At 47.5% G+C, this 14,057-nt stretch carries 12 protein-coding genes; 5 read left to right on the top strand and 7 right to left on the bottom strand.

Going from position 1 to position 14,057, the window contains the following annotated elements; all coding sequences use genetic code 11:
- Positions 1-123 precede the first annotated feature (123 nt).
- Positions 124-2,742, bottom strand: coding sequence for a DNA topoisomerase (ATP-hydrolyzing) subunit A (gyrA, locus tag ACYVIC_RS05905; protein WP_460858140.1), 2,619 nt, complete (start codon positions 2,740-2,742; stop codon positions 124-126).
- Positions 2,743-2,930: 188 nt separating this feature from the next.
- Between gyrA and ubiG the strand changes: the two genes are divergently transcribed.
- From ubiG to ACYVIC_RS05930, 5 genes are all read left to right on the top strand, one after another.
- Positions 2,931-3,641 (top strand): bifunctional 2-polyprenyl-6-hydroxyphenol methylase/3-demethylubiquinol 3-O-methyltransferase UbiG, encoded by a 711-nt coding sequence (gene ubiG, locus ACYVIC_RS05910; RefSeq protein ID WP_460858142.1) that lies wholly within the window; start codon positions 2,931-2,933, stop codon positions 3,639-3,641.
- A 393-nt stretch (positions 3,642-4,034) separates the two neighbouring features.
- A complete protein-coding gene (gene nrdA, locus ACYVIC_RS05915; RefSeq protein WP_460858143.1) occupies positions 4,035-6,320 on the top strand; it encodes a class 1a ribonucleoside-diphosphate reductase subunit alpha in 2,286 nt (761 codons plus the stop codon).
- Between the two features lie 70 nt (positions 6,321-6,390).
- Positions 6,391-7,521 carry a class Ia ribonucleoside-diphosphate reductase subunit beta gene (nrdB, locus tag ACYVIC_RS05920; RefSeq protein WP_460858145.1) on the top strand — a complete coding sequence of 377 codons (1,131 nt, stop codon included), beginning with the start codon at positions 6,391-6,393 and terminating at the stop codon, positions 7,519-7,521.
- An 11-nt stretch (positions 7,522-7,532) separates the two neighbouring features.
- On the top strand, positions 7,533-7,787 hold the full coding sequence (gene yfaE, locus ACYVIC_RS05925; RefSeq protein ID WP_460858146.1) for a class I ribonucleotide reductase maintenance protein YfaE: 255 nt from the start codon (positions 7,533-7,535) through the stop codon (positions 7,785-7,787).
- A gap of 73 nt (positions 7,788-7,860) precedes the next feature.
- Positions 7,861-8,868 carry a tetratricopeptide repeat protein gene (locus ACYVIC_RS05930; protein ID WP_460858148.1) on the top strand — a complete coding sequence of 336 codons (1,008 nt, stop codon included), beginning with the start codon at positions 7,861-7,863 and terminating at the stop codon, positions 8,866-8,868.
- A gap of 18 nt (positions 8,869-8,886) precedes the next feature.
- Here the strand turns inward: ACYVIC_RS05930 and ACYVIC_RS05935 are convergent, their stop codons facing one another.
- The 6 genes from ACYVIC_RS05935 to ACYVIC_RS05960 form a co-directional block, all read right to left on the bottom strand.
- The gene (locus ACYVIC_RS05935; RefSeq protein WP_460858149.1) at positions 8,887-9,456 is read right to left on the bottom strand and encodes a YceI family protein; all 570 of its coding nucleotides are present in this window, start codon (positions 9,454-9,456) and stop codon (positions 8,887-8,889) included.
- A 13-nt stretch (positions 9,457-9,469) separates the two neighbouring features.
- Positions 9,470-10,018 carry a cytochrome b gene (locus tag ACYVIC_RS05940; protein ID WP_460858151.1) on the bottom strand — a complete coding sequence of 183 codons (549 nt, stop codon included), beginning with the start codon at positions 10,016-10,018 and terminating at the stop codon, positions 9,470-9,472.
- Between the two features lie 171 nt (positions 10,019-10,189).
- Complete coding sequence (gene trhO, locus ACYVIC_RS05945) at positions 10,190-11,104, bottom strand: oxygen-dependent tRNA uridine(34) hydroxylase TrhO (RefSeq protein WP_460858153.1); 915 nt, start codon at positions 11,102-11,104, stop codon at positions 10,190-10,192.
- Positions 11,105-11,288: 184 nt separating this feature from the next.
- A complete protein-coding gene (locus ACYVIC_RS05950; RefSeq protein ID WP_460858154.1) occupies positions 11,289-11,936 on the bottom strand; it encodes a LysE family translocator in 648 nt (215 codons plus the stop codon).
- Positions 11,937-11,950: 14 nt separating this feature from the next.
- Complete coding sequence (locus tag ACYVIC_RS05955; protein WP_460858385.1) at positions 11,951-13,285, bottom strand: NAD(P)/FAD-dependent oxidoreductase; 1,335 nt, start codon at positions 13,283-13,285, stop codon at positions 11,951-11,953.
- Positions 13,278-13,853 carry a GNAT family N-acetyltransferase gene (locus ACYVIC_RS05960; protein ID WP_460858156.1) on the bottom strand — a complete coding sequence of 192 codons (576 nt, stop codon included), beginning with the start codon at positions 13,851-13,853 and terminating at the stop codon, positions 13,278-13,280. The genes ACYVIC_RS05955 and ACYVIC_RS05960 overlap by 8 nt, the downstream gene beginning before the upstream one ends.
- Positions 13,854-14,057: the final 204 nt, after the last annotated feature.

Below are 14,057 nucleotides of genomic sequence, written 5' to 3' on the forward strand. Positions count from 1 at the left end.
TAGCACGTCTATTCAACTGGCTTGGTTGTATTACTGCTGCCGGCTTAGTGCCGATCTTATGCTATTAACCTGGTGCTGATAAAAAGCAAAACGAGCGCATAAGCGCCCGTTTTGTCTTTGGTGTTACTCTGCTTCATCCTGGGCTAATTGGGTATCTGTCAGTACAGTGCTGGCGGCTTTTTCTGCCTCGGCTGCTGCTAACTCTTCCGCATCCTGGATTTCATCCACCTTAGCCACGCCAACGACTTTCTCGTTGTCGGCGGTGCGGATCAGGATCACGCCCTGGGTATTACGGCCAACTTCCGATACCTCATTAACGCGGGTACGTACCAGAGTGCCCTTATTGGAAATCATCATAATTTCATCCAACTCGTTCACCTGTACAGCCCCCACCACCAGGCCATTACGCTCTGATACCTTAATCGATACCACGCCCTGGGTAGCACGGCTCTTCGCCGGATATTCGGTTAGCGAAGTGCGTTTACCGTAGCCGTTTTCAGTGACTGTAAGCACCGGGCCATCACCGTTTGGTATAATTAGCGACACTACCGAGCCACCTTCGCGCAGTTTAATGCCGCGTACACCGGTAGCAGTGCGGCCCATGCCACGGACCTGATCTTCAGTGAAACGCACCACTTTACCGTCATCAGAGAACAACATGATTTCGTTATTGCCGTCGGTAATACCCACACCGATTAACCGGTCACCATCGTTAAGGTTAACGGCAATAATGCCATTTGAACGCGGCCGCGAGTATTCGACCAATGAGGTTTTCTTTACAGTACCGTTGGCAGTCGCCATAAACACGTATTTATCTGCTTCATACTCACGTACCGGCAAAATTGCGTTAATACGTTCGCCTTCTTCCAGCGGCAGTAAGTTAATAATTGGTTTACCACGCGCCGTGCGGCTGGCAAGAGGTAACTGATATACCTTCATCCAGTACAGACGACCACGGTTAGAGAAACACAAAATAGTGTCGTGGGTACTAGCCACTAACAGTTTATCGACGAAGTCTTCATCTTTTACCGTAGTCGCCGCTTTACCTTTACCGCCACGGCGCTGTGCTTCGTAATCAGATAACGGCTGATATTTGGCATAGCCCAAGTGCGATAAGGTAACGACTACATCTTCTTCAGTGATCAAATCTTCCATATTGATATCCAGCATATTGTCCTGGATATCAGTGCGCCGCGCATCGGCGTATTGGGCTTTAATGGCTTCTAATTCTTCGCAGATCACTTCCATTAAGCGCTCCGGGCTACCCAGAATATGCAGTAACTCAGCTATCAGTTCTAACAGTTGCTTGTATTCATCGAGAATTTTCTCGTGCTCAAGCCCTGTCAGCTTATGTAACCGTAAATCCAAAATCGCCTGAGCTTGTTGTTCGGTGAGGAAATACATGCCATCGCGAATACCAAAGTGCTCTTCTAACCATTCCGGCCGTGCGGCATCTTTACCGGCACGTTCTAACATGGCACTTACATCACCTAACTTCCAACCACGTTCAACTAAGCCGGCTTTGGCTTCTGCCGGGCTGGCAGATTGCTTAATCAGTTCAATGATTTCATCAATGTTGGCCAGCGCTATGGCTAAGCCTTCAAGAATATGGGCACGGTCGCGGGCTTTGCGTAAGTCATACACGGTACGCCGGGTTACCACTTCACGGCGGTGCAGTACAAAACACTGCAGCATTTCTTTTAAACTAAGTAATTTAGGTTGGCCTTGATCTAACGCCACCATATTAATACCAAACACCGTTTGCATCTGAGTGTTGGTATACAACTGGTTTAGCATTACATCTGTAGACTCACCACGTTTAAGCTCAATAACAATACGCATACCGTCTTTATCAGACTCATCGCGCAGCGCCGAAATACCTTCGATACGCTTTTCTTTTACCAGCTCGGCAATTTTTTCAATTAAACGAGCTTTGTTAACCTGATACGGAATTTCGTTGACGATAATGGCTTCACGGCCGGTTTTCTCGTCGGTTTCTACCACAGTTTTAGCGCGGATATACACCTTGCCACGACCGGTACGGTAGGCTTCTTCAATGCCTTTTCGGCCGTTAATAATAGCAGCAGTCGGGAAATCCGGGCCCGGGATATACTGCATCAGCTCGTGTAGCTCGATATCCGGGTTAGCAATTAAGGCTAAGCAACCGTCGATAACTTCAGTTAAGTTATGTGGCGGGATATTAGTTGCCATACCTACAGCAATACCGCTGGAGCCGTTAATCAGTAAATTAGGAAGCTTGGTTGGCATGACAGCCGGAATTTGTTCAGTGCCGTCATAGTTAGGCACAAAATCAACGGTTTCTTTATCCAGGTCGGCTAATAACTCGTGAGCAATACGCGCCATGCGCACTTCGGTATAACGCATTGCTGCTGCCGAATCGCCGTCGATAGAACCAAAGTTACCCTGGCCATCTACCAGCATGTAACGCAGCGAAAACGGCTGAGCCATACGAACTATAGTGTCATACACTGCGCTGTCGCCATGCGGGTGGTATTTACCGATAACATCACCTACCACACGGGCAGATTTTTTGTAGGCTTTGTTCCAGTCGTTGCCCAGTTCCTTCATCGCAAACAGCACGCGACGGTGTACCGGCTTTAAACCATCCCTTACGTCCGGTAAGGCGCGGCCAACAATAACGCTCATGGCGTAATCGAGGTACGAATTTTTTAATTCGTCTTCGATATTTATAGGAACTATTTCTCTGGCCAGATCTGTCATAAAACGCTAATTTCCCTTAAAATCAGATAGATAACTCGCATTTGTCGATGTTATAAAGCGCGAGACAACGCGGGATTCTATCACAGAAAATGCCGCTTGCCATGCCCCAAATGCTTAGCAAATTACGCAGCAGCATTGCTCTGGCAGATCCAGGCTTTATAATGCGCAAAAACGACAGAGCAGCAACTATGACATTAGACAATAACGTTGATCACACAGAGATCGCCAAATTTAATGATATTGCCTCACGCTGGTGGGATCCCTCAGGTGAATTTAAACCTTTACACCTGCTTAATCCGGTTCGGCTGACTTATATTAATGATGAATTACAAGGGTTATTCGGTAAAAGCGTTATCGACATTGGTTGTGGCGGTGGTATTTTAGCCGAGAGCATGGCCCGTTGTGGTGCTGAGGTAACCGCTTTGGATATGGCTGGTGACGCTTTAAATGTCGCACGTCTGCATGCACTGGAAGCTGGCGTTGAGGTTGACTACCAACAAGCCACAGCAGAGCACTATGCTGGCGAATATCCTGGCAGTTTTGATGTAGTTACCTGCATGGAAATGCTAGAGCACGTGCCAGATCCCATGTCGGTAATACAGGCCTGCGCTGATTTAGCTAAACCTGGTGCCACATTGTTTTTTTCTACACTGAATAAAACCTGGAAAGCTTATCTGCTGGCTATCGTTGGTGCCGAGCACGTGCTGAAACTGGTGCCCAAAGGTACACACGAGTTCAGTAAATTTATCCGTCCCTCGCAGCTAATGCGTTTTCTTGAGCACGCAGGGTTAGAGCTGGTCGATGCTACCGGTTTGCATTTTAATCCGCTGAATGAAAGCTTTAAAACAGGGCCTGGCCTGGACGTAAATTATATTGTCGTTGCCCGCAAACCGCTTTGAGTGCTTAGCTTGCCGTATTGATGATATTAAGTGCTAGCGTCAAGCGTTATCAATATTGGTTACATGCTGGTTTTATCTGCACTTAAATAGCGATGTGATATAAAAAAAATATTGATAGAATAAATAATTTTTTTGCAAAAAAAAGCTTGCGTCGCTGGCGTGCATCTTTGCACACTAGCGACGCGGTTAGCAGCTACTAACGCATCTTTTCAGCGTCTCTTTTTCGCTATTGTCAAGCCTTGCAAAAAGTCCAGATCCACACTATCTTGTGATTACTTTCTCAAAAGCACCTATATGTTGTGTAATTAAGCAACAATAGCTGCTGGTATTATGGCCGTGCGCTACATGGCTGAACAACACCATGCACAACAACCGAAATGGAAATCTGCAGCAATGACTCAAGCTCTTTTTGTTACTAAACGGGATGGCCGGCGTGAACCTCTGGATTTGGATAAAATTCACCGTGTTATTACCTGGGCCGCCGAAGGTTTATCCAATGTATCGGTATCTCAGGTTGAGCTGAAATCTCATATTCAGTTTTACGATGGTATAAAAAGTGAAGATATTCACGAGACCATCATTAAAGCAGCTGCAGATTTAATTTCAAAAGACACACCAGATTATCAGTACCTTGCTGCGCGCCTAGCGGTATTCCATTTACGCAAAAAGGCCTATGGTCAATTTGAACCGCCACACCTGTATGATCAGGTAGTGAAAATGGTTGAAGCCAAACGCTATGACCAGCACATTCTGGCCGATTACAGCCGTGACGAGCTGGAGCAAATGAACAGTTTTATCGACCATAGCCGCGATTTAAACTTTAGCTATGCTGCCGTTAAACAGCTGGAAGGCAAATATCTGGTGCAAAACCGTGTCAGCGGCGAAATATACGAGAGCGCGCAGTTCCTGTATATGCTGGTAGCCGCCTGTTTGTTTGCTAACTATCCTAAAGCCACGCGGTTAGATTATGTGCGGCGTTTTTATGACGCCTGCTCCTTGTTTAAGCTATCATTGCCGACACCGATTATGTCCGGCGTGCGCACCCCTACCCGCCAGTTCAGCTCTTGTGTACTGATTGAATGTGGTGACAGCCTGGATTCAATCAATGCCACCTCCAGTGCTATTGTAAAATACGTTAGCCAGCGTGCCGGTATCGGCATTAACGCAGGCCGCATCCGCGCGCTGGGCAGCCCTATTCGCAACGGCGAAGCGTTTCACACCGGCTGTATTCCGTTTTATAAACATTTTCAAACGGCGGTTAAAAGCTGTTCGCAAGGCGGTGTGCGCGGCGGAGCGGCGACACTGTTTTACCCACTGTGGCATTTAGAAGTAGAGTCGCTGCTGGTACTTAAAAACAACCGTGGCGTGGAAGAAAACCGCGTACGGCATTTAGACTACGGTGTGCAGTTTAACCGCCTCATGTACACCCGGCTGATTAAAGATGATTACATCACCCTGTTCAGCCCGTCTGACGTACCTGGCTTATATGATGCGTTCTTTGAAGATCAGGAAAAATTTGAACAGTTGTATGTTAAGTACGAAGCCGATACCACTATTCGCAAGAAGCGCTTAAAAGCACTGGAGCTGTTTACCCTGTTTATGCAGGAACGCGCCAGCACCGGCCGTATTTATCTGCAAAACGTCGATCACTGTAATACCCACAGCCCGTTTAATCCGAAGTTAGCGCCGGTACGCCAGAGCAACCTGTGTCTGGAAATCGCCTTGCCAACCAAACCGATGAACGATGTCAACGACCCGGAAGGTGAAATTGCACTTTGTACGCTGTCGGCGTTTAACTTAGGTGCTATTGAAGACTTAAGCGAGTTGGAGCCGCTGGCTGAACTGGCTGTGCGCTCACTGGACAGCTTGCTGGATTATCAGGACTACCCTATTCCGGCCGCGTTCCATGCGTCTATCAGCCGTCGTACCCTGGGTGTGGGTGTAATTAACTACGCCTATTATCTGGCGAAAAACGGCGTGAAATACTCTGACGGCTCAGCCAACGGTTTAACCCACCGTACTTTTGAGGCAATTCAGTATTATTTGCTGAAGGCATCAAACAAGCTGGCACAGGAATTCGGCGCCTGTCCTAAGTTTAACGAAACGACTTATGCTCAGGGCATATTGCCGATAGACAGCTATAAGAAAGACTTGGATAAAGTCTGTAACGAGCCGCTGCTGCTGGACTGGGAGCAACTGCGTAACGATATTCTCAGCCATGGTTTGCGCAACTCTACGTTGTCAGCATTAATGCCGTCTGAAACCTCGTCGCAAATTTCCAACGCCACAAACGGTATTGAACCACCGCGCGGCCATATCAGTGTTAAAGCCAGTAAAGACGGTATTTTAAAGCAGGTAGTACCGGAGTACGAGCGGCTGAAACACCAGTACGAACTGTTATGGGATATTCCGAACAACAGCGGTTATATCGCGCTGGTGGCGATTATGCAGAAATTTATCGACCAGACCATTTCTGCTAACACCAATTATGATCCAAATAAGTTTGACGGCGGTAAAGTGCCAATGAAGTTGCTGCTACAGGATTTACTGTCAGCCTATAAGCTGGGTGTAAAAACCATGTATTACCACAACACCCGTGATGGCGCGTCAGACGTCCAGGATGACATTAAGCCCGAAGCAGAAGACGATGGCTGTGCCGGCGGCGCTTGTAAAATTTAATGGTTAACTAAACGGGCTGCTGCGGTAGCCCGTACTTTGTAATAAATCCCTGTTAGGACGATAAGTGGCAATGGCGTACACAACCTTTAACCGACAAATAAATGACCAGATGAAAGAGCCGATGTTCTTCGGAAACCCGGTGAACGTTTCGCGCTATGATCAGCAAAAGTATGGCATTTTTGAAAAGCTGATTGAAAAGCAGCTAAGCTTTTTCTGGCGGCCGGAAGAAGTCGATGTCAGTAAAGACAGGATTGACTACCAAAACCTGCCAGAGCACGAAAAGCACATTTTTATCAGCAATCTGAAATACCAGACATTGCTGGACTCGGTGCAGGGCCGCTCGCCTAACGTGGCTTTTTTACCGATAGTGTCATTGCCGGAACTGGAAACCTGGATTGAAACCTGGGCCTTCAGCGAAACCATCCACAGCCGCAGCTATACCCACATTGTGCGTAATATCAGCGCTGAGCCGCATAAAGTGTTCGACGACATTATGCTCAATGAGCGCATTTTAGAACGTGCTGACGATGTCACACGTTATTACGATGCCCTAATCGACGGTATAAACCTGTATCAGCGTTGTGGTGAAGGTACACATACTATTAATGGCGAAACACACAGCATCAGCCTGTACGAGTTAAAACGCCGTTTATATTTGTGCGTTATGTCGGTAAACGTACTGGAAGCTATCCGGTTTTACGTTAGCTTTGCCTGCAGCTTTGCTTTTGCCGAACGCGAATTGATGGAAGGTAATGCCAAGATTATTCGCCTGATTGCACGCGATGAAGCACTGCATTTAACCGGCACCCAGCATATGCTGAACATTATGGCGGCCGGTGATGACGATGCCGACATGGCGAAGATTGCCAAAGAATGTGAAGAAGAAGCTTACGCTATTTTCCGCAAAGCGGCCGAGCAAGAAAAAGATTGGGCAGAGTACTTGTTTAAAGACGGCTCAATGATCGGCCTGAACAAAGATATTCTCTGCCAATATGTGGAATACATTACCAACAGCCGAATGCAGGCTATTGGTATGAAAGCCATTTTCTCTACCACGCAAAACCCTATTCCGTGGATCAATACCTGGTTGGTGTCAGATAACGTGCAGGTTGCCCCGCAGGAAGCTGAAATCAGCTCTTATCTGGTCGGGCAGATAGACAATGAAGTTGATGGTGGCGACTTCGGCGATTTCGATCTTTAAGCGCATTGTTGATGCTCAGGGTAACTGTTGATAACGTCACTGTCGTTGAATTTGACGGCAGTGCGCCAAATCTGCTCAATGCCCTGGAGCAACAGCAATTACAGGTCAATTTTCAATGCCGTGAAGGTTATTGCGGTGCTTGCCGTTGTAAGTTGCTACAGGGAGAAGTTCGCTACTTACAAGAACCGCTGGCGTTTGTGCGTCAGGGTGAGTTTTTACCTTGCTGTAGTGTACCGCTGACAGATATTACGGTTGAAATTCCATAGTTGCATAGAAATCATCCAGAAAATCCCGCACACTAACGCTGTTTATCGCTGATCTTTAAGGAGATCGACCTCGATGAAGTCACTGTTACTACTGTTGAGCGCTGCCCTTAGCACACCTCAGGTCGCCGACTTTGAGCAATTGCTGGCGAGGGCGCAATATACCGAGCTTGAGCATCAACTGGTCCAAAACCCGCAGTATAAAAAACAAGGTGATTTGTTAGTCATTTATGCAAAAGCTTTGATTGCCCAACAACGTCTGGATGACGCCAACACCTTACTTAACTTTGCTATTGAACAGTTTCCGCAAAACAGCGAACTGAACTACCTGGCCGGCTTAAGTAAAATTCGTTTGGCCAGTGACGGCAATGTGTTTGCAGCCAAAGATCGCGCCGCCCGTGGCGTTGCTTTATTGCAACAGGCAATTCGCTTAAAGCCAGACCACTATGCTGCCAGAGCCGCACTTATCGATTTTTACAGCATAGCGCCCGCTGCGGCAGGTGGCGACAAAGCCTTAGCACAGCAAATGGCTGATGAACTGGCAAAAGATAATCCGGCGCAGGCTTTGCTGGCACAAAGCCGTATCTTACTAAATGAAAAAAAACCAGCCGAAGCGCTGGCACTGCTTAACAGCATGATGCCGAACCCGCCCACTGCAAGGTTGTTATCACGTAAAGCACAGATCCTAAACGAACTGGCAGAGTATCAGCAGGCATTTTCAACCTACCAGGACGCAGCCGAGCTGGCAATCGATTTGACAGAGCGCTATAACGCCCTGTATCACATTGGCAGATTGGCGGTTATCGCTGATCAGGCGCCTGAAGTTGGCATCAGTGCGCTACAAAAATACATCGACTTTTATCAAGACAGCGAAAACAAAACCCTACTTTGGGCAAAGTTACGTTTAGCCCAGCTGATGTACCGCACGGGTGACAGTTTTGAAGCCAGCTTGCTGGTAGCTGCCCTAACCACTGCCCAGGTGGAAGATGACGAGTTTAATTTAATTTTAGTCAGCTTACTCAGTGCGCTTAAATCCAAAGAACATTTCAGCGTCACGCCACAAACTGACGACACGCAGCCCTAACACTGCGTGCCGGTTGTATCACTTACGAATACCTTCTACCGTTAAATCTAATTGAACGGTAGAAGATGCGGGCCCAAGATCCATTTTAATGTCGAAGTCTTTCAAAGTTAATGTGGTTGTCCCGGCAAAGCCAGCACGATAACCGCCCCACGGGTCCTGGCCTTCACCAAGCTTCTCTGCAGCAATTAGCACTTCTTTAGTTACGCCGTTCAACGTCAGATTGCCATGCAAATCGAAGGTGTCACCTGCTTTGGGCACAATTTTAGTGCTGACAAAGGTCGCTTTGGGATGTTTGCTAACATTTAGAAAGTCGGCACTGCGTAAATGTTTATCACGTTCAGCATGGTTAGAATCGACACTGGCCGTATCAATACTCAGCTGAATTTTTGCTTCAGTCAGTTTAGCCGCATCATAGCTAAAATCACCGGCAAAGGTGTTAAAACGGCCATATAACCAGCTGTAACCTAAATGACTTATTTTAAACTGAATAAAAGCATGTGCTCCCTGCGTATCAATTACATAGTCAGCAGCCTGTGTAGGTAATGTCATCATCGCCGCCAGTGATGCGGCCAGTAACAGTTTTTTCATGGTTGTCTCCGGGTTAAGGTTTACGCCCCAACATACGTTTAAGCGTGTGGTCTTTATCAATATAGTGATGTTTCAAAGCCGCCAAGCCATGCAGCACTGCAAGTGCTATCAGGCTATAAGCAACATATTCGTGTACCAACCCGGCAATATCAGCTTGATTACTAAATAATGCGCCTAATGCCGGCACTTCAAACCAGTCGAAGACAGCAATAGGCCGGCCATCCTCGGTTGAAATAAGGTAGCCGCTCAATGCCAGTACAAAAATGCCCAGATATAAACAAAACTGAACTACAGCAGAGGTTTTTCTCTCCCAACTGCGATGCGTCGCTAACGCCTGCGGCGGCGGACTAAGCCAGCGCCAAAGCAGCCGCACCAGCATTACGATTACCAGTAAAATACCTGTACTTTTATGCCAGTGTGGCGCTGTGCGATACCACTGGCTGTAATAGCTGAGATCTACCATCCAGAAGCCCACAGCAAACAAGCCAAATACCGTAAACGCAACCAGCCAATGCAGCACAACACTGACAATGCCATAATGAGATTCTGAATTTTTAAGCATAAATACTCCTAACAGCTGCAGATGATAACCCTAATTACTAAAACTAAAATCGCATTATTAGCGCGTTAGTGTTCTATTAAATAGAAAGAATGGTTCAATATGGCTAAATAGCAGGTAAAAATAAAGCCAGCATATTGCTGGCTTAGGGTATATGACAGGCATCAGCCAAATTTACTCAAATTTGCCGTCGCGAATATGTTTTTCTCCGCGTTGTTTGGCCAGTTCTACCTGACGCTGACGCTCAGCAAAGGCAGCTTTTTGCTCGTCAGTAGTTTGATCATAACAATGCGGGCAGCTTAAGCCCTTAACATAGTGCTCAGACGCCATTTCTGCTGTTGATAACGGCATACGACAGGCATAGCATTGATCATAACTGCCCTGCTCCAGGCCGTGTTTAACTGCCACCCGCTGATCAAATACGAAACATTCGCCCTGCCACAAGCTATTTTCCTGTGGCATTTCTTCCAGATATTTTAAAATGCCGCCGTCAAGGTGATACACCTCGTCAAAGCCCTGTTCTTTTAAAAACGCGGTTGATTTTTCACAGCGGATGCCACCAGTACAAAACATAGCGACTTTTTTATGCTTAGTTTTATCTAAATTGTCGGCTGCCCACTTTGGAAACTCGCGGAAAGTCGTGGTATTGGGATTAACCGCATTTTTAAAGGTGCCAATGGCCACTTCATAATCGTTACGGGTGTCGATCAGAATAGTGTCTGGGTCGCTGATCAGCGTGTTCCAGTCATCGCCTTTTACATAGGTACCAACAATATGAGCCGGGTTAATACCCTCAACGCCCATGGTAACAATTTCTTTTTTCAGTTTGACTTTGGTACGGTAAAACGCCGACTCATCAGACAAAGATTCTTTGTAGCTCATGCCGTCAAAACGGCCATCCGCATCAAGCCAGGCTTTGACTGCATCTACACCTGCACGCTCACCACAGATGGTGCCGTTAATGCCTTCTTCGGCCAGCAGTAAGGTGCCTTTAACTTTATGAGCGACCATAAAGTCGTACAAGGTATCGCGCAGCGTAATATAATCGGGTAAATGAACAAACTTGTATAAAGCAGCAACTACGTACATAAATTACCTCTTGCAACGACGGACCGTAAATCCGTAGCAATATTAAAATCGCGCGTATTATAACGTTCAGCACGGACAAGGCAAGACCACAGCGCTAATGTGGTTTTTTACTAAATAGATTGATAGCCGGTTGGGCCTGGTTTAGGGCATCCATACGTTGATTCGTTCGCTCTACGACGAATACTCAGAGTTTAGGTGCAAAACTACTGACAACCAGATGTAAAGCCAGTGCCAACAATAACAGGCCCATCAGCCGGTCAAACCAATAGCCTTTGAGCAGTAAAAAAGCCCTTACCTTTGTGTGTGTTAGCAGCATAGACAGCACACAAAACCAGGCAGCGGTGGCAACCGCCATATAAACGCCGTAGATCAATTTGTAAAAAAGTGGTGTAACTGGCGAAATAATGACAGCAAACAGTGATAAAAAGAACAAGGTGGCTTTGGGGTTTAAGCCATTGGTAATAAAACCAGCGATAAAAGCTTTACCAGCAGAGGGTATAGTTTCTTCTGCATGACCGGTTATAGTCTGCTCCGGATGTTGTGGTGCTTTGCTGCGAAGTGCCATCACGCCGATATAAGCTAGATAAACCGCTGCCGCCAGACTAAGTACGTTAAATAACCAGGGCGTCGTCTGTATCAATACCGCTATCCCCACCAACGACCAGGTAACATGCAACAGGATGGCAACACCAATACCTAAACTGGCTGCCAATGCCTGCTGCCGGCCAAACCTTACCGCGTAGCGCAGCACAATGGCAAAATCCGGCCCCGGACTGGCAACGGCCATCAGATGCACGCTTGCTATTAACAGAAACTCTGGCCAAAAACTCATACTGCATCCTTAAATTATAAAAAACGGTCTTTAAAGCGGCCCCATTGATAATACGCTTGCTGGCCGACACGGCGAAACTGCGGTAATGGGAATGGTTTTAAACCACTATGATAAATAGGTAGAGGTGGTAACGCGACACCACTGGCCAACTGGGCAAGGCGCTTACCCGCCAGGCTGCTAAAAGATACACCGCTGCCACAGTAGCCCGCGGCGTAAAATATCCCCGGCTCGCTTTGGCACAAACGCGGCATATCATCCAACGACACAGATACCCAGCCACTCCAGTGATGGGCTATTTGCAACTGTTGCAGCATCGGAAAACACTGCTGTAAGGCAGATAACAATCTGGCCGGATAACAGGCTTTGGCTGCATCTTTCCCATAAACCGCGCCGCGCCCGCCAAACAACAGCCTGTTGTCGGGCAACTTGCGGTAATAATATTTTAGCGCCCGGGTATCCATCACCAATTGTGTATGGTTCAGACCGGTTTCAGCCAGTTGGGTTTCAGTTAACGGCTCGGTTACGATGATACTACTAAGCACTGGCAGGCTGGCACGATTTAGCGGCGCATAAAACTGTTTGGCGCTGTAGGCGTTAGTCGCCAGAATAATCTGCCGGCACTGCACGGTTGCCTGCGGCGTTTGCACCACAAAACCATTAGCATTGCGTTGCCAGGCTATCACGGGCGAAGCAGAATAAATTGCTGCACCTTGCTGCTGTGCTAATTTGGCATAGCCTAACGCCAATGCCAGGGGGTTTATGCCGTAACAATCCGGAAAACGGATCGCACCAAAAGCCTGAACATTGTGCATATAGTGCTGCTGCAGCGCTGATGGGCTGATATATTCCACCTGATAGCCAAACTGACGTTGTAAATACTCCGCTTGCTGCGGCAGCTGTTTACCTAAAGCGGCATTGTGTGCCACTTTTAAGTAACCCGGAGCCTGTGCCTGGCAGTCAATGTTAGCTGCAGCTATCATATGCTGCACACGCTCAAGGGCGGTGCCATACTCCAGATGAAATTGCTGTGCAGTATCATGACCGTAGCGCTGTGTCAGCTGAGCCAAACCTAAACGCCCTGTGCCTCGCAGCACAAAACCAGCATTGCGGCCACTACAGCCCCAGGCGCTTTGGTTGGCTTCAAGCACGGTAACTTCACGGCCAAAGGTGCCGGCTAATTCGCTGGCACAGCTTAAACCGGTGTAACCGGCACCTATCACCACCACATCTGTGCTGATATCTGCTGCCAACACGGGATGACCAGGGGTAAACAAAGTTTGTGCTGCCCAATAAGACTGAGGGTAAGGCTGCTCAACAGGAATAACAGGGTCGACCATAGGATCAAACATCACTTAGATCTCTAAACTTTAGCTCCATTTCTGCGGCACTGCAGCTGCATAGCAAACCACAGAGTGGGCAGATATATCCTGCTGTTTCTGACAAATGCCGCCAACGCAGTGGATGCACCTTAAGCAAGGCTGCGCCGGCATAACTAAAGTAGCGCTCGGCAGCATTGCCCGGGCTTTCCCGCCAGATGTGCGCAAGGCCAGCACCGGCGCCTTGCAGAACCAGTATCCGAGCTGACGCTTTGAGCAAAGCACTAGCAACACCTTTGCCCCGCATAGACGGTGCAACAGCTACCGATTTAAAGTAGGCCATATCGTCAGGTAACACTGACCAAAGTTCCGGTGAACACCACTCATCACGCTGCCATTGCCCTGGGGCAAAACTCAGCCGGTAACCCACTACCTCGCCGCTTTCATCAACCGCGACCAGGCTGGCATTCAATCCTAGCTTTATACCTTGCAAATACATCTGCTGCAGGCTGACGCTATCAAGATAGTTATCGCCATGCACCTGATTTGCCAAAGCAATTACGGCCGAAAAATTGTCAGGGTCTAATGGAATAAGCTGCATAGTGTGATTCAATTAAGGCATTTTCTGCAGTTATAAACAGTCTGACATGCGCATGCAATCTGTTTTTCCGTACCTTAATTGGCAAAATTACCACTTTATGAGACAAAATAACAAAAAACTACGTTAGACAACGGCGCATTTATCTCATATTGTTAATTGGACGCAAAAATAAAAACATAAGCGTCTGGTATCAAAATAATAATC

This window comes from Rheinheimera gaetbuli (genome assembly GCF_054781935.1).